10 protein-coding genes and 4 pseudogenes are annotated in these 16,449 nt (G+C 69.1%); 6 read left to right on the top strand and 8 right to left on the bottom strand.

The features are described 5' to 3' along the window. Positions 1-237: 237 nt before the first annotated feature. From ACWDA7_RS41400 to ACWDA7_RS41390, 3 genes and pseudogenes are all read right to left on the bottom strand, one after another. Positions 238-4,209 (bottom strand): carboxypeptidase regulatory-like domain-containing protein, encoded by a 3,972-nt coding sequence (locus ACWDA7_RS41400; protein WP_450611810.1) that lies wholly within the window; start codon positions 4,207-4,209, stop codon positions 238-240. Positions 4,210-4,985: 776 nt separating this feature from the next. Next, positions 4,986-5,426 (bottom strand): annotated as a pseudogene (locus ACWDA7_RS41395) (transposase); the annotation flags it as partial. A gap of 149 nt (positions 5,427-5,575) precedes the next feature. Next, positions 5,576-6,340: a class I SAM-dependent methyltransferase gene (locus tag ACWDA7_RS41390; protein ID WP_450611808.1), complete on the bottom strand. Its 765-nt coding sequence runs from the start codon at positions 6,338-6,340 to the stop codon at positions 5,576-5,578. Between the two features lie 291 nt (positions 6,341-6,631). On the opposite strand from ACWDA7_RS41390, the gene ACWDA7_RS41385 reads away from it, so the two are divergent. Beyond that, positions 6,632-6,850: a hypothetical protein gene (locus ACWDA7_RS41385; RefSeq protein ID WP_450611807.1), complete on the top strand. Its 219-nt coding sequence runs from the start codon at positions 6,632-6,634 to the stop codon at positions 6,848-6,850. A 1,068-nt stretch (positions 6,851-7,918) separates the two neighbouring features. Here ACWDA7_RS41385 and ACWDA7_RS41380 read toward each other — a convergent pair. Then, the gene (locus ACWDA7_RS41380; RefSeq protein WP_450611805.1) at positions 7,919-8,140 is read right to left on the bottom strand and encodes a hypothetical protein; all 222 of its coding nucleotides are present in this window, start codon (positions 8,138-8,140) and stop codon (positions 7,919-7,921) included. 348 nt (positions 8,141-8,488) lie between these two features. Between ACWDA7_RS41380 and ACWDA7_RS41375 the strand changes: the two are divergent. The 5 genes and pseudogenes from ACWDA7_RS41375 to ACWDA7_RS41355 all read left to right on the top strand — a co-directional run. Then, positions 8,489-8,695, top strand: a pseudogene (locus tag ACWDA7_RS41375) (hypothetical protein); the annotation flags it as partial. Positions 8,696-8,718: 23 nt separating this feature from the next. Further along, entirely contained in the window at positions 8,719-9,306 is a 588-nt protein-coding gene (locus ACWDA7_RS41370) for a hypothetical protein (protein ID WP_450611812.1), read from the top strand. A 102-nt stretch (positions 9,307-9,408) separates the two neighbouring features. Further along, on the top strand, positions 9,409-12,195 hold the full coding sequence (locus ACWDA7_RS41365) for a phosphodiester glycosidase family protein (protein ID WP_450611804.1): 2,787 nt from the start codon (positions 9,409-9,411) through the stop codon (positions 12,193-12,195). Between the two features lie 122 nt (positions 12,196-12,317). Beyond that, positions 12,318-12,476, top strand: a pseudogene (locus ACWDA7_RS41360) (GNAT family N-acetyltransferase); the annotation flags it as partial. Positions 12,477-12,519: 43 nt separating this feature from the next. Then, complete coding sequence (locus tag ACWDA7_RS41355; protein WP_450611802.1) at positions 12,520-12,804, top strand: DUF6228 family protein; 285 nt, start codon at positions 12,520-12,522, stop codon at positions 12,802-12,804. A gap of 228 nt (positions 12,805-13,032) precedes the next feature. Here ACWDA7_RS41355 and ACWDA7_RS41350 read toward each other — a convergent pair whose 3' ends face one another. From ACWDA7_RS41350 to ACWDA7_RS41335, 4 genes and pseudogenes are all read right to left on the bottom strand, one after another. After that, on the bottom strand, positions 13,033-13,377 hold the full coding sequence (locus ACWDA7_RS41350) for a hypothetical protein (protein ID WP_450611800.1): 345 nt from the start codon (positions 13,375-13,377) through the stop codon (positions 13,033-13,035). A 283-nt stretch (positions 13,378-13,660) separates the two neighbouring features. Continuing rightward, positions 13,661-14,092, bottom strand: a pseudogene (locus ACWDA7_RS41345) (PP2C family protein-serine/threonine phosphatase); the annotation flags it as partial. A 73-nt stretch (positions 14,093-14,165) separates the two neighbouring features. Continuing rightward, positions 14,166-14,678, bottom strand: coding sequence for a hypothetical protein (locus ACWDA7_RS41340; protein ID WP_450611798.1), 513 nt, complete (start codon positions 14,676-14,678; stop codon positions 14,166-14,168). Then, positions 14,675-15,610 carry a class I SAM-dependent methyltransferase gene (locus ACWDA7_RS41335; protein ID WP_450611796.1) on the bottom strand — a complete coding sequence of 312 codons (936 nt, stop codon included), beginning with the start codon at positions 15,608-15,610 and terminating at the stop codon, positions 14,675-14,677. The genes ACWDA7_RS41340 and ACWDA7_RS41335 overlap by 4 nt, the downstream gene beginning before the upstream one ends. Positions 15,611-16,449: the final 839 nt, after the last annotated feature.

Raw genomic sequence — 16,449 nt, 5'->3', positions numbered from 1 at the left:
ACTCGGAGACGGGTACGCCGGGTTCGGCGAGCGGCACGGAGAAACGGACCGGTGGCAACACCGGCACCGCGCTCCGTGCCGACTCAACAGGCACCGCCTTGCGAAGGCGCCGGCCTGTCATGGGGCGCTCGCCCGGGAGGGCCAGGTCGGCTGTTCCCGCCGCAAAGAATTCGTCCCGGCTCCTGGAGGGGAGCCGGGACGTCTTGCGTCAGTTCACTTCGCCTGTGCGGGCCAGGCTCAGGAAGCCGGTTTGAGGGCGAAGTTGTGCCTGGTCGTCATGCCACCGGTGATCTTGGCGGTCGTGGTGGTGGGTTTGAAGCCGCTCTTGGCGGCGAGGACGGTCGCCGGACGTCCGCTGATGGGGAGCCAGAGGCTGTACATGCCTTCCTGGGTGGTTGCAATGGTGTAGCTCTTGGCCCCGGAGCGGATCTTGACTGTCGCCCCGGCCAGTGGGACCTGGTGTCCATGGTTGTCCAAGCCGAGCACGGTGCCCACGACTCTGCCCCAGTTCTCGGCGGGGCCGACGTGCATGGTGACCGGAATGGACCGCGTCGGGTACGGGGTGTCGGCGCTGAGCGACAGGGCCGCGGTGTAGTCGCCGGGGGTGACGATTCCCGCTGCTCCGGCGTTCGCGGTGACTGTCACCGTGGTGCTCCGGCCAGGTGCGATGGTCACCGAGTTGGGAGTCTCGGAGAGCCAGTCGACGTTGGTCGGAGACGCGTTGCCGGTGTAGCCGGGCAGCACGGACACGTTGCTGATCGACGGAGCGAGTATCTGGTTGCTCGACAGGCCGCCGGCCACGTAGAACCCGAGTGCCCCTGCGCCGCGGTACACGCTGAGGTTGGCGTTGGGCAGCGCGGTCCAGGCGTTGGCGGAGGGGCTGTAGGCGTAAGCCTGGTTGGTCAGCGTCGGACGGAGGATGGCACCGCTGGTCACACCGCCGGAGACGAGCAGCTGGCCGTTGGCTGCGGTGTAGGCGGCGCCCCAGGTGGTGTTCGGCAGATCGGCGATCGGCGACCAGTTGTTGGTTCCGGGGTCGAAGACGTAGGCGTGCTTGATGGGGTGGTCGCCGTAGTCGCCGGCGATACCGCCGGCGCAGTAGAGCTTGCCCGCGATGGCCCCGCAGGAGGTCCAGGTGACCCGCTCGGGGTATGGGGCGGCTTTGGACCAGCTGTCGGTGTGCGGGTCGTACACCTGGACGTCGGTGACGCCGGCGCAGGACAGGGCGTAGCAGCCGCCGACCGTGTACAGCTTGTCGCCCAGCACCGCGCTGCCGGAGGCCGCGTATGCGGTGGGCATGTCGGCTCCGACCGACCACCGGTCGGTGCGCGGGTCGTAGATCTCCAGCTTGCGGTCCACGCCGCTCGGGCCGCCCCAGCCACCGGCCACGTAGAGCTTGCCGCCGATGAAGCCGTGGGCGGGCGCTTCCCGGGGATCGGTGGCGGAGGCCAGCGGGAACCAGGCGCCGGTGGCGGGGTTGTAGGAATACAGCGAGCTGACGTCGACGTGGCCGTTCCAGCCGAATCCGGTGTAGAGCCGGCCGTCGTAGAAGTCGGCCATATTGCTGGAGAGCGCCGCGGGCAGGTCGGCCGAGGTCTGCCAGGCCGTCCCGGTCGCGGCGGCCCGCGTTCGGGCACTGGCGCCCGTCGCGGCGGTTCTGGTCGTGCCCGCACCGCCGCGCGCCGCCAGGGCCTTCATGGGCAGCGGCGAGAAGGTGCCAGCGATCTGATTGAGCGGTGCGCCACTCCGCGAGACTCGCGGCAGCAGCGCGGGATGCTCGCTGAGGTTCAAGGTGGCCGGGGCGCTGCCGTCATTGCGGACGAGCAGCTTCGCGGACTTCTTGCCGCCCGCAGCGACGGCGATGTCGATGGATGCCTGCTTGACGATGAGTCGGCCTGCGTTGAGCTTGAAGTTGTGCCAGGCCACGCCGTTGGCAGCGATCTTGATCGGCTGTGCTCCGGTGGCGAAGTAGGGCTTGGCCGCAGAGAATTGGTGCTTGCCGGTGACCGAGGAGAACATCCAGTAGAAGCCGTCCGGGAGATTCGCATCAGCCGGTGTGGCGGAGGTGAGCGCCGACTCGGTCGGGGCGTCCTTGCTGGTCACCCGTGCACCGTTGACGGGGGCGCCGGTGTTGGCGTCGGCGATGGTGCCGGCCACCAGGCCTCCGGGGACCGGGTCGTAGCTGCGGTTGCCGACGAAGATGTTGTCCAGCTCCCACCACCAGTTGCTGTGGCCGACGTAGTGGAAGCGCAGCTGGACGTCGGACTTGCCGGCGTACTGCGGCAGCGGCACCTCGACGTGGCGCGGTCCGCTGATGAAATTGTCCTTCCACACGTTCGTCCAGGTCGCGCCACCGTCGGTGGTCGCGTCGACCTCGACCTGATTGACGGCGGGCTCGTCGGTGTCGAAGGAGACCCGCGGGGTGGTGTCCTTGCTCAGGTCGTAGACCGGGCTGATCAGCTGCGAGTCCTGGGAGGCCGAGGAGCCCGCGAGGTTGCTGTCGACGATGGCGAAGCCGCCGGTGCCACCGGTCCGGTTGCTGCGGTGACCGGGGTCGTCGAACGTCCAGCCGCCGCTGGTGCCCGGGGCGTTGACCACCGTCCAACCGGCCGGTGCCCCGGTGGTCGAGTCGAAGGTCTGCGTCGTTCCCACACGGTGGACCGCGTAGCCCGGTGCGGTCTCCGCCACCCGGTCGACGGTGAGGGAGAACGGCACGGTCTGGTCCGTGCCCGCCACGGTCACGGTCTTCGTGACCTGCTGGTAGCCGGGGTAGGCGGCGCTGACGCTCAGGGTGTAGTCGTGGCCCTGCGGGAGGTCGAGGCTGAACTTGCCGGTGACGGGGTTGGTGAACACCGGGCCGCCGGGCACGCCACTGGCAGCGATCTTCGCGTACAGCGGCCAGTGGTGTCCACTGCCGTCGGTGACGGTGCCGCTCACGGTGTGCCTGGGCACAGGGGCAAGGGTGAAGTTCTCGGTCACCTTGGCACCGTCGGCGACCGTCACCCCGTTGACGACCGAGCCGGCGAACCCGTATCCGGACGCGGTGAGGGTGTAGGTGCCGGTCGGCACATCGAGCGAGTAGGCGCCGCTGGAGTCGGTGGTCGCGCTGAGGCCGTCGGCCGAGACGGTCGCCCCGGCGATCGGACCGCCCGCAGTGCTGCTGATCACGCCGGAGACCACCCCGTGCGGGCCGCTCGTGAACGCGGCGACGCCGTTCGGGGTGCCGAGACCGGTCGGACCGTCGTATCCGGTACCGGCATTGCACAGGTACTCCGGTGAGCAACCGCCGTTGTTCCCCGCGGTCACGTCGTTGAGCGCGGCCGGGTGCTGGTAGGGGTAGGAGTTGGGGTATGTCCCCGGGGCCGGGCTGCCGGCCACCGCGTAGGTCGACGCGATGATGGGCGCGCTGGCGCTTGTGCCGCCATAGACCGCCCAACCGGTGTCACCGTAGGTCTGATACACCGCGACGCCCGTCTCCGGGTCGGCCACGGCCGAGACGTCCGCGACGGTACGGTTCGCGCAGCCCGTGTCGTGCTGGAAGGCCGGCTTGGACTCGTACTGCGAGCAACCCGATCCGGTGCCGCCCCAGACCGACTCGGACCAGCCGCGGGCGTTGCCGGCGTCCTTGACCAGGGACGTGCCGCCCACGGAGGTCACGTACTGCGAGGCGGCTGGGTAGGAGACGCCATAGGCACTGTCACCGGCGGAGGCGACGATCGCGACACCGGGATGGTTGTAGTGAACGTCCGATGTGGTGGTCTCGGACGGGTCTTCGCCGCTTTCTTCCTCGTCGTACTGCGTGCCGTAGGAGTTGGAGACGTACTTGGCGCCGAGCTTCACGGCCTCGTCGACGGCCGCGCCGAGGTCATCGCCATTGGGGTTGTCGGCCTCGACCAGGAGGATCTTCGCGTCGGGCGCAGCGGCGGACACCATGTCGAGGTCGAGTGAGATCTCGCCTGCCCAGCCCTGGTCGGGCGCCGGGTAGTCGGTGCCACCGCGTTGGGACACCTTGGTGAAGCAGCCATTGGCGGTCGTGCAGGGCGGCAGCCCGTACTGCGCGCGGTAAACGGCGAGGTCCGCCTCCGCGTTGGGATCGTCCATGGCGTCGACGATGGCGATCGTGCGGCCGCCACCGCCCGTCGCCGGAAGGTTGTAGGCGCTCTGCAGGTCCGCCGGTCCAAAGCCGGCGGGTATGGCGTCGGCGGCCAAGCGGGCAGGGCTCCGCATATCCGTGCGACGCATCGCGAAACAACTGAAGTACCCCGGCTTGGGGGCGGAGCATACCCGCTTCGCCGGCACCGAGGACGGGGCCGCAGTGCCGGCTGTTACGCCTGCCTGTGCCTGTAGATGTGTCAGCGGCGCCGCCTGGGCTGGGGCCTCAAGGCCGAGCATCGCCAGGGGTGCGGCGATCAGTGCCGCTGCCCGGACGAGTTTGCTCCACCATCTTGGACCGCATCGCTTCGAACTGCCCAATTTCGGACTCCTGTGTCGGTGACCGTGTCCGACTGGCCTGTCTGTGTCAGCAGCGGATCGGTCCAGCGTGCTGCTCATCTGTTTGAAGGTCAGCAGGCCAGCGCTTCCTGAACGCGAAGGATCCCAACGGCTGTGAACGGCGAACATGGTCGCGACACGGCGGATGATCGCCACGTGGCCAGGAGTCGCCACCGTCGGTACGTTGACACACTGGTCACTGACGTTGCGTAAGCCTGACGTTCCTTGGGCCGCGGGCCACGCGCCAAACGACATGGCCGGAGTGAAGGATCAAAGCCGGCCGACCTCCACCAAGCCGACGCGGTCGTACGAGCGGTTGGCGGCGGCATGCGATGGCCCGACGATCGGCAGCCGGACGTTGCACTTTCCGAAGGCCTCATCCGACCAGGTCAGGGGACCCGACCTCATCGACGGATGCCCCACCGAGACCGGCCTCTCGCCCACCGCGACAACCCAACGGCAAGGCCAGTAGCCGCTGTTAATAACTCACCACTTCAGAATGAGGTTCTGAGTCGTCTCAAGCAGACGATGCTGCAGGCGCGCTGGAGCAGTCCGAGGTGGAGGTCGGCGCGTATCTCAGAGCGGATCCGGAGTCGTTTCAACTCGTGGAGCCAGGCGAATGTCCGCTCGACGACCCACCGGGTCTTGCCCCGGCCGGAACCGTGAGCCGTGCCTTTCCGAGTAATCTTCGGTGTGATGCCGCGGGCCCTCAGGAGACGGCGGTATTTGTCGTAGTCGCAGCTGCGGTCGGCGAACAGCCGGCGAGGGCGGTGACGTGGCCGCCCGCGAATCCCGTGGATGCGGGGTATCGCATCCAGCAACAGCATCAGTTGGGTGACATCGTGACGGTTTCCGCTGGTCAGGGGCACTGCCAGGGGTGTTCCGTGCCGATCGGCGATCAGGTGCTGCTTGCTGCCCGGGCGGACACGCTCGATCAGCAGCCGCCTGCCGTGAACGGTCAGCCGGGCATTACGGTGGGACACGAAGACCTCCGTGCGGTGCAGCCCTGGACAGCTCCACCACACCGGAGGTCTTCGCCATGATCAAGCCCCGCGGCAGTCAACAACGCTCGTGATCAATACACCTAGAGCATCCCGGGAGGGACGGGCTCCGCGGTACCGCGCCGCGCCACGAACACGAACTCCCTGCCCGGCCGGTCGGGTGCGTCGCGTACGTCCTCGACGACGAAGCCGTGCTCGTACAAGTCCCGCTCGATCTCCGTACGTTCGCGGAAGCGAAGTGTCGATTCCGAGGTCAGTACGTCCCCGTCCACAGCGAAAACGTGCGTACCCCGGAAGCTCACCAGCGGCAGGCTCACGTCCGTCAGCTCGGCCCAGGTCTCGACGTGGCCGACGCCCGGGATGTCTGTCATGCGGTACGTGGTCTCGCGCGTCCACTCCGCCCACTCCTCCCACACGCGCTGCGCCGGATCGCGCGTCTCGAAGACAAGTCGCCCGCCGGGCCGCAGCGCCTCGTACGCGCCGCGCAACGTCGTACGCCACGCCTGCGGATCGGCGATCGCCTGGGCGACGTTCCCGGTCATCGTCGCCAGGTCGATCTGCATGGGCTGCAGGTCCCCCGCGTCGCCGTCGAGCCAGCGCACTCGCTCCGCGCCCGGCTTGCCACGCGCGACGTCGACGGACGCCCGCGCGGGATCGATCCCGGTGACCGTAATCCCGCGTTCGGCGAGCAGCAGCGCGAACACGCCTGTACCGCATCCGATGTCCAGCACGGACCGCACCCCGAACTCCTCCGCCATCGCGAGATACGCGTCGAGATCGCTGCGGTCCGGATCAAGTGGGTCGTAGATGGCGGCGAGGCGCGGATGCCCGAAAGTTGCGTCAACCATGGAGGCGAACGTATGTGGCCCCGAGCCCCCGCGGCCACTGCCTTTTCGGGTTACGGCGCCAAGCGGGCGCGGCGAAGTGCGCCGCTGATTCCGGCGCCACTATCAGGCTCGGCCGTACCGCAGCGAACCTCGGCCAGGCCGCTTAGGCGGGGCGGTTTGGGCTGAAACGGCGGAACGGCAGTCCAGGCGGGTTACCGTCGGTAGCACGACGGACGGAAGGGCCACGGTAGCCGCATCCACTGACAGCCGTCCCAGCGTGCGGAGAAACGATCCGCGGGCGAGGCTGGGGGCATGACTGAGCGCCGCGTGACCGTGGACGCGCCCGCCGAGGGCGGAGGCCGGCGCGTTCACGTCGATGACGAGGTCCTGGGCATGGCATACAGCCTCCGCGATCTGAGCGTGTTCCTGCAGCGCGCCGGCGCGGAGGACCTGGACGAGGTTGACGTGGCTGACTCGCCCTTGATCGAGTGGTACGGAGGCGGCCCCGAGGTGTGGCCGAGGGCGCGGTGATCTGCTCGGTCCTTCCGCGCGGCAGCTGGCGGGCGTAGCGTCGGGCGTACCCCGCGAGGGGCGCCCTTCGAGGCGCTGGCCCGCCAGCCCCCGTACCCGTGGAGCTGGCGGGCAGCTGTGTGTCTGGACGCACATCCGCCCTGTCCCTAGGCGGACGGGGCATCCGGCTTGGCGTCGCGAGCAGCCTGCCGCTCCCGCGCATTGCTCGCATGCCGTTGCCGGGCTTGTCCTGTGCCTCCCAGTCGGGTTCGGGTCCGGGATCCTTCGCGGGCACCTTCGTCACCTTCAGACTGGCCGCCCGGCCGCGGGCGTGCTGCCCGGTGTCGCACGTCAGCAGCCGCACCTCGCGAGCGGCGAGAGCCTGAAATAGTGGCGGGCTCCCCGTTCAAGTCGGCGGGGCGCCGGATGCCGAACGTGGAGCCGGCGAGGATGCGGCGTCAGCCGTGGTCCTCCCAGTCCGGTGCGAAAAAGCGGGCCCCGCTGATGACGGTGTCCCCGACTCTGGTGGCCCGCACGTACATGTTGAGCTCTTCCGGCCCCGGACCACCGTCGCAGGTAGATCGGCCAACCCAGGTCGCGGTCCTCGATATGCTGGATCACCTCTGCGTCGACCTCGGAGACCGTCCGGCCGATCAGCCGGATACCGTCCAAGTCGACCTGGGGCCCGGTGCGCCCGTGCACGGTCACGGCCGCCAGGGTGGGAAAGGCTACGCGGGCCTGTGACGAAGCGGTCGTCGATGACGTCACCGGGGGTTGGCACGCTCCCGCCTGCATACCAACGTGTCCAGGCCGAAACCGGCGGTCTGGGAGGGCCGGGGTGCCATTGACCTGCTGATCGGCTCCACTTCAGCCACCAACGCCGAACGCTCAGCCGGCCAGCTCAACCCCTCACTGACCCATTGAAGCGCTCAGTCGCGGCTGCTGTGACTGAGCACTTCGATTGGCCAATTGAGCATGATGGTCGCCGAGCCGGCGCAGCCGCAGGCCCGTGAGGCCGTCCTTGTGGCGGCGTGGCCGCGAGGCATTGTCATCGCACGTCCCGGCTCAATCGCAGCTGTCCGCCTTCCGTCACGTGGCGGACAGACTCCACCCCCCGGCGGAGCGCACCTGGTAGTAGCCACGACCCGGCCACTGGAACGAATGCTCCCCGGCGCGACCCTCGGCCACCGTCACCCCGTAGGCGAGGCGATCGTCCAGCGCCTCCAACTGGATCAGGCTCGGGCCCGCGTAGTGCGAGGCATGGCCTGAGGTGAGCAACTCAGGGGCAGAGTTGCCAACTCGAGCGCTCATTCGCCGAGTGAAGGGCTCCGTCACGCCCGGTCACCTGCACAAGCGCACAGGGTGCTCGATCAGTAGTCGACGTCGAGGTAGTCGATGTCGGTGAACTCCACCAACAGGCCGTTAGAGCACCGCCCGTGATCTTCGAAAGGACCACCCTCGTGCCTCTCCCCCATCTCGTACGGACCGCGTCCGCCGTATCCGCGCCCCGGATCTCGGCCGCGGGGGCCAAGCGCGCCACACCCTTCCCAATGGTCACCCCAGCCTCAGGTACAGGGCAGGCGAGGAGGGTCGAACACGGAAGAGACGCGGCCAAGGAAATCGGTCGGTGAAGTGGCGGCGGGGAGGCAGGATAGGGCGGTGGCTGATCTGCTGTGGGAGGACGTCAGGTGGTTCTTCGACCCCGAGGTGATGGGGTCGTTGCCGGACGTCTGGGTGCCCAACGCCTCGGTGAGGGACTGGCAGTCGGTCCTTGGTCTCGTGGTGGAGCGGGGCTGGGCATTCGAGTACTCCGAGGGCCCGACGGTGGTGCCGCTGCCCCGGGCGGAGGTCGTGCTGTCGCGCCCGCCAACATTGACCCGGTCACCGGTGTGCCGGTCACCGGTGCTCAGACCACCGGTGCGCCCGTCACCGGTGCACCGGACACCGGTGCGCCCGTCACCGGTGCACCGGACACCGGTGCGCCCGTCACCGGTGCACCGGACACCGGTGCGCCCGTCACCGGCGGAATCCCGCTGCCCAACACGTCCGAGAAGATCGGCCCGGGGATCGACCTCCAGCACGTGAAGGCGCTCGCCCAGAAGGGCTGGTACGACGCGCAGTTCCTGCACGTGGACCTGTCCAACAGCGCGGTCGGCACGGACTTGCTGACCTCCGGACCGGTGGCCTCCGGCGGCCCGCTCAGCAAGGCTGCCAACAAGGCCGGCGCCGTCGCGGGCGTCAACGGCGAGTTCTTCGACATCGGCAACTCCAATGCGGCCCTCGGTGGCGAGGTGCAGGACGGGAAGCTGATCAAGTCCGCTGACACCGGCGGCCGTCAGCACGTGGGCGTCAGCAAGGACGCATCGCCCAACTCGTGGACCTCACGGTCAACGCGAACGCGAACTTCGCGGGCGCGGACCACAAGGTGCTGTCGCTCAACGCCGCGAACGGCGGCGGGGTCCCTGCGGACGGTCTGATCGCGTTCACGTCGGCGTGGGGCGACTACAGCCGCAACCGCGGCCTGACGGGCGTGCCCAACGACCAGATCGCCGAGATGCTCGTCAAGAACGGCTCGGTGGGTGTCGGTCACGCCGAACGGTCCCGCGGGCTCGGGGACGATCGCGGACGACAGCTTCGTGCTTGTCGGGCGCGGCGCCGCGGCGACCGCGCTCCGCGCGCTGCGGCCCGGAGACCCGGTGAAGCTCGACTACGATCTCGCCGACAACGTTGCCAAGACGATGAAGTTCGCGCTCGGCCACGGCGGCACCATCGTCTCCGGCGGCAAGGTCGTCAGCGGTCTCGACACCTCGATAGCCCCGCGCACCGCGCTGGGCTTCAAGGACGGCGGCAAGAAGCTCGTGCTCGCCACCTGGGACGGTCCGGGCGGCACCGGCAAGGGCGGCATCGGGATCGACGAGGAAGCGCGTGAACTCGCCGCGATGGGCGTGGAGACCGCGGTCAATCTCGACGGCGGCGGCTCGACCACGATGGTCGCCCGCGCGCTCGGCGAGGACTCCGCGACCGTCCGCAACGCCCCGTCCGACGGTGGAGAGCGCAACGACCCCAACGGCGTCGGCGTGTTCGTCACGAAGGGCGACGGCAAGCTGGACCAGCTCCTCGTCAAGGCCGCGCCGGGTGCGGCGTCGGCCGACGGTGGCGTGAAGGTCTTCCCGGGGCTGCACCGCGCGCTCGTCGCGGAGGGCGTCGACGACCACGAGACGCCGGTGACGGTCGACCCGAAGTCCGTGCGGTGGAACGCGAACGGAGCGAGCGTCCAAGACGGCACGCTCGCGGCCCCGGCCAAGGCGCACGGCGGGATCAAGGTCCACGCGCATGTGGGTAACAAGAAAGCGCACGAGAAGGTCTCCGTACTCGGCCCGGTCAACAGCGTGGAGCTGTCGTCCGAGCGCCTGTCGATCGCCGATGCGACGCCCGGCAACGCGGTCACCGTCGCCGTGACCGGCCGCGACGCCCAGGGCTACACGGCTCCGATCGACCCGCAGGACCTCTCGCTCGACTACGACCACAGCGTCGTCGACATCACGCCCGTGAACGGCAAGCTGAAGGTCACCCCGCTCACCAACGCGGGCACGATCCTCAAGGTCTCGGTCGGCGGCAAGTCGGTCCAGCTCCCGATCACCGTCGGTGTGCAGACCAAGACGGTCTACGACTTCGACGACGACGTACTCGGCCGCTGGCGCAACAACAGCACCGCCGCCACGACGTTCTCGGCGGACCCCGACGGCCTGCGGATCGACTTCAACGCGATGCGCAACGTGGGCATCACCGTGAAGGCAGCGTCCGGGCGCATCCAGGTGCCGGGCCAGCCGCTGCGCCTGCGGATGCGGCTCAAGTCGAGCATCAGTGTGCCGAACGGCCTGACCTACATCAGCTACGTCGACGCGGACGGCAAGAGCAACGGCGTCTACGGCACCGGGCTGACCGCGAGCGACAACTGGCAGAACGCGTCGTTCACGCTGCCGGCGAACACGAAGTTCCCCATCGCGATCTCGGGCTTCCAGGGCATCAACACCAGCGTCGCCCAGCAGAAGGCGGGCACGTTCATCCTCGACCGCGTCGAGGCCGACGTCCCGACGTCGATCGACCTGCCCGCCCAGCCCGACCTGCAGCCCGACCCGCTCGTCTCCGACGACGGCTCGCTGCTCCAGGGCCACGACACGTGGAAGTTCGCCACGTTGTCGAACGTGCAGTTCACCGCCGACAACCCGGCGCTGACCCAGGTCGCGACGACGGCCATCGAGCGGATCCGCAAGACCAATCCGGACCTGATCGTCCTCAATGGTGACGTCACCGACCGCGGCCTGCCGCAGGACCTCTCGTTGGCCCGCAAGGTACTCACCGACGCCGGGTGCGACCTCATACCGGTCGGCCAGGAGCCGGCGGAGAACAGCACGCCGGACCCGCAGGCCGGCTCGGTTCCCTGCTACTACGTGCCGGGCAACCACGAGTCCTACGGCCTCAACAACGTCCAGCAGGACCTGACGAACTTCACCAAGGAGTTCGGCCAGCCGTACCGGACGTTCGACCACAAGGGCACGCGGTTCATCCTGCTCGCCAGCTCCGTCGGGACGCTGCGCGGGACGGCGTGGGACCAGCTCCCGATGCTCCGGAAGGCCCTCGCCGACGCCAAGAACGACAAGTCGGTCCACAACGTCATGGTCTTCGCCCACCACCCGGTGGACGACCCCGCCGAGACGAAGGCCAGCCAGCTCGGCGACCGCGACGAGGCCGCGCTCGTCGAGCACATGCTCACGGGCTTCCGTGACTCCACGGGCAAGGGCGCCGCGATGGTCGGATCGCACGCCCAGATCGCCAACGTGCACCGCATCGAGGGTGTCCCGTACACGGTGCTGCCGTCGTCCGGCAAGGACCCGTACGGCACGCCGGACCGTGGTGGCTTCACCGGATGGGTCGACTGGTCCGTCGACGCGGACCGGAGCGCGAACCAGCAGTGGCTCGAGGCCGACGTGCGCGCCTTCGCGCAGTCCATCACGCTGAACACCCCCGACTCGCTCGAGGTCGGCAAGACCGCGCAGCTCTCGGGCAGCATCGTGCAGCCGGAGGGCGTGTCGACGGGCACGCGTGTGGTGCCGCTGCAGTACCCGATGTCGGTCGACTGGAGCGGCTCGTCCAATCTGGCCATCGGCAGCGGTAAGCAGGCCATCGACAAGGCCCGCGACGAGGGCAAGGTCGCGATCCTCGACCCGCAGACCCGCACGCTCACCGCGCTGCGCCGTGGCTCGGTGACCGTCTCGGTGACAAACGACTCGATGCGCGCCTACACGGACGACAGTTCGCTCGCGCCGATCACGACCTCGAAGACCATCGAGGTCGGCCGCTCCTGAGCGGTTCCCGCCGCGCTAGGCAGTCTCGCTGAGGGCGAGCACGCATGTGCTCGCCCTCAGCGCCCGTTCCGGGCGTTGCGCGGCCAGCAGAGGGGCGGCAGGCCGGCGGTGGACGTCATGATCTGCCGGGATGCCGGTTGGACTCAGCGGCGCGCGGTGTCTTCCCGCCCGCAGAGGGCGGTACGACCGTGGTGCAGCAGCCCTCGCACCGGGACGCGGGCGTGCCGTCCTTCACCGCCCACTCGGTCGTGTACACCGACGAGGACGCGGAGTGGGTGCGCAAGAAGCGCTGCGCGCGGCCGACGACGCGCGCGGATCGAGACCATGGTGAGGGCCTGGAGTGGTGACGGTCTCGACGTCTTTCTGGCCGAGCTGGCGGAAGGATTCCGCGGGTGGACCGGTCCCCGGACCTGGGGCTCGCTGGAACGAGAACTGACGCTGTCGGGCGAGCACGCAGGATCACGCGTCCGGTTGACCTGGGGACTGCACGACCGATTCCCTGGCGCCGAATGGCATTTCGAGGTGACAACCGATCACGCCCCTGGCGAAGACATGCGCAACCTCGCCATCGAGATGTGCGCCTCCCTGCAGTCTGAGCCGCCGGAGTGAGCATGGTGGTCGGCTCGTCGCCTACCGAGGGCAGCACAGTGCATCCCACAGTTTGGTCAGCTCGAGCGCAGTAACCGGCCGAGGGGACGAGGTCGGGCGAAACGGAAATGCTCCGTGGCGCTGTGCGCTGAGGCGCGGGGTGGTGTGCGCACAGCGCCATGTGGTCACACTGTGTCCTAGGGGGTGACTCTTGTCAGCGGACACTGTCTTGTGACGTGCTGACGGAGATCAGTCGCCGGGCCGGAACCGGAGCGCCGACCAGGTGTCGTCGATGGCAATCTGCCGCACGGGCCGCACGCCCCGCTCGGAAAGGGCGGCGGCCAGGATGTCGCGGTTCAGATCCGTTCCCAGCTTGCCGCCCTTCGGATAGGCCACCCAGGCGAGGGCATCGCGCTGCGCGGCGGCAAGCGCCGCCTGCGTACCCGTCCCGAGAAGGTCACCGGAGGTGGTCACAAAGGCGAGCACCGCATCGGCCGAAGCCGCGTCACCTGCGGCCTCGACCTCCAGGTGGACGTCGTTGGGCTTGCCCAGGACTGCGACACTCTGACCGGGCTTGATCTGCAGCTTGCTCATGACGGACACCCCCAGATCCTGCCACCCCACGTGCGTCGCCGCACGCCAGTTCAAAGGAACAACCAGATTCCACACACACCGCTGATCGGGTGGATCCCGACCGCCGCACGGGCCATCGCCCGCACACCGAGGCAGTGCGGCAGCATCTGATGGAGTACGACGCGGCGGGTTCGTGCGTACCCAGGCTGTCGGCGAGCACCGCACTGATCACGAGCGGATCCGCGCTGCGGACACGGCAGAAACAAGGCAGTGAATGGGCGGCAGGCGAGGCACAAGCCGCGGGTCACAAGCTGGCGACGGCCAAGGTGATGTCGTCACGTGCACCTCCGCTGACGCAGAGTCGACCCAGCACGGCGTCGGCGAGGTGCTCGGCATCCAGCCCGGCACAGGGGGCGAGGGCGGCGGTCAAGCGAGCCAGACCGACGTCGATCTCCTCGCCGCGTCGCTCGATCAAGCCGTCGGTATAGACGACGAGGGCGTCGCCGCGCTTGTACGTGAGGGCGACCTGGGAGTGAGGGACGTTCTCGGCCCACACGCCCAATGGCGGGTCGGTGGCCTGGTCCAGAAGCTCGCAGGTGCCCTCGGCGTGCAGCAAGACGGGCGGCGGATGCCCCGCGCTGCTGTAGACCAGCAGACACATCTGCGTGTCGATCAGCACCTGGACGGCCGTGGAGGCCAGCGCGCCCTCGACCGAGCGGGCATACATCCCCAGAACTCGAGAAGGGGCAGCACCGGCTCAGCCATCGCCGTGACACTCGGTGGCAACCGCCCGACGTCACCCAGGTTCTCTACCGCACGGGGTGGTACCAGCGTCGGTGCACCGCAGGTTCGACGCACAGCACGGCGGCGCCTGCGACTGTGCCGACCAGCAGGGCGGCCCCACCGCCGCCGCTGAGGACCGCGCCGAGGCAGGCGGCGGCAATGGCGAGCGGGCGCAGCAGGGTCAGCGGGCCGAGGCCGACAACTATCGCGAGGGTGCTGGCGCGAAACGGCAGGGCGAAGTAGGCGGCGAGCGAAAGGAGTACGGCGGTGGCGTAGACGGTGAGCGGGAGCAGGTAGCCGAGGCCGCCGGCAGTCAGAGTGTTGTAGGTCCGTGCCGGATCGCGTGTGGTCAGCAGCAGGAGGACGGCGGTCAGCGTGGGGGCGAGGAGCAGGACGGCCCCAACGGCCAGCCCACGCAGGGCGGCTCGGATGGTGGCCCGTTGTTTACGGATGCGGGCGTCGCTGCCGGCATAGGCGCGGAAGCCGCTGAACGCCGCGTCGACCAGGCCGAGGAGTACGAGCGGTATGGCGGGCGTCATCGGGTGGTCTCGGCGAGGTGCTCCTGGCCGACCATGCGGCGTGCGTCTCGCCCGAGGGCTCGGCGAAGCGGCGCCTCCAGTTGCGGGCGCACCCCGATGATCGGGCGCAACGTGGTGCAGAACGGGTTCACCGCGCCGCGCGGCTCGTACAGCAGTGCGCGGATGCCGGGTACCGCAGCCGCTCGCAACAGTGTCTCGTCGCTGTGCGCGCGCAGTGCGGAGACGACGCCGTCGTGCCGGCCGAGCGGGTTGCGCATCCGGGCACGATGGAAGATCCAGGCGCCAATGGGCGCGAGACGGGTTGCGGCGATGTCGAAGTGGCAGAAGGCATGCGCCGGTGAGGCGGCCTGGGCCTGGAAGAACTCGGCCAGAGCGGGGCCACGGAAATGGTGCAGCACGCCGGTGGAGACGTAGACGGTCGCGGCCTCCGGCAGGTCGAAGGCATTTCCACGGACGAAACGGCAGTTGAGCCCCTCTGCCTGGGCCAGGCGGTCCGCTTCGCCGACCAGCGTGGCGTCGAGGTCGACCCCGACCAGCTCGACGTCCGCGCCGAGGGCGTCGGTAGTCGCCAGCCAGCGGACCAGGTAGCCCAGGCCGCAACCGACGTCGACGAGGCGGTACGGCCCGGGCTGCCCGGTAGTCGACCGAATCGCGGTGAAGAGTGGGCCGAGCAGGTGGACCAGACGTTCGCCGAGCCGTAGCTCCTCGCTCAGGCGCTGGAGCTCGGTGTGCACGCTGATGAGCAGGCGGTCCACGGCGTGCGGGTCGAGTACGCCGTCCTGGTCCGTGGGCAGCCCGGCGACGATCCGGGCCGCGCGCTCGTCTCCGCTCTCGCGGAGCTGCTGTATCACCTCGGCGCGCCGGACCGGGAGCCGGTTGCCGCTGCGTGGTTCCACCGCCGTGATCAGGTCGGAAATCTCAAGCTGGTGCACGAGGCAGAACCCTACGGCCTTCCCTGCCAAGCCCGGCGGGCCAACTGCCCCAGTGGAGTATCCACAACCTCCCGTATTCTTTCGGCACCGGTGCTGTCGAGACCCGTGCACATTCGATTCGCTCGCGGGCGCCGGCTTGCCTTCGGGCGGCGGGGCTCTTTCGCGTGCCTCGGCGCTCCCAGACTTCTGGCCCCCACCACACCACTCCATCAGGTCCGCAGTGGAGCTGCTCAGGTCTGGGGCCGTCAGGTCCACCTCAGCCAGACCGTCGATGCACGCATGTTCGAGGAGCCGCTGAGGTCTTGCAGACTGTACCCGGTACCGAGGATCACCCCGTCGACGCGCACGCGCCGGCCGCCGGTCTCGATGGGCGGCTAGACGATCACACGGTGCCACCGGACAACGCGAGTCGGGTGCCGAGTCCTTCATGTGGCTGCCGTCTCTTTGTCGGCGTCGAGGGTCATGTCGTCCAGGTGCCAGTGCAGGTCACGGACGCCAGGTTCCAGGGACAGACGGGCGACGACCTGCTCCAAGGCGCGGGCGGGTCGCCGGTCACGGCGATGGCACGCACAAAGCCCTACAGGCGTGTCCGGAGTCGGACGGCACTCCCACTGGCCCCGCTGGGAGGTTGGGCTCGTCGGCCCCCGGCGTGGCGGTCGCTGCGAGCAGCACACCTTGCCCGCGAGTCCATGCGCCGCGAGTGTCCTTGGCAGAGCGGACACCTCGGTACGCAAGGTGACGTCCACCCCCAGCGGTGTCGACTGACAGGGTGGTAAATGCGCCCCACCACACCGCGGACCACGGGAACAAGGGGGGACGGCTGATAACTTCGCTGGCCC

Source organism: Streptomyces sp. NPDC001156 (genome assembly GCF_053598275.1).
This window is presented reverse-complemented; position numbering and strand designations above follow the sequence as displayed.

Bases quoted from the DNA above. Each gene is read 5' to 3' on its own strand.
- ACWDA7_RS41380 (WP_450611805.1), bottom strand. From the start codon at position 8,140: ATGAGCGCTCGAGTTGGCAACTCTGCCCCTGAGTTGCTCACCTCAGGC.
- ACWDA7_RS41355 (WP_450611802.1), top strand. From the start codon at position 12,520: ATGGTGAGGGCCTGGAGTGGTGACGGTCTCGACGTCTTTCTGGCCGAG.
- ACWDA7_RS41390 (WP_450611808.1), bottom strand. From the start codon at position 6,340: ATGGTTGACGCAACTTTCGGGCATCCGCGCCTCGCCGCCATCTACGAC.
- ACWDA7_RS41385 (WP_450611807.1), top strand. From the start codon at position 6,632: ATGACTGAGCGCCGCGTGACCGTGGACGCGCCCGCCGAGGGCGGAGGC.
- ACWDA7_RS41350 (WP_450611800.1), bottom strand. From the start codon at position 13,377: ATGAGCAAGCTGCAGATCAAGCCCGGTCAGAGTGTCGCAGTCCTGGGC.
- ACWDA7_RS41340 (WP_450611798.1), bottom strand. From the start codon at position 14,678: ATGACGCCCGCCATACCGCTCGTACTCCTCGGCCTGGTCGACGCGGCG.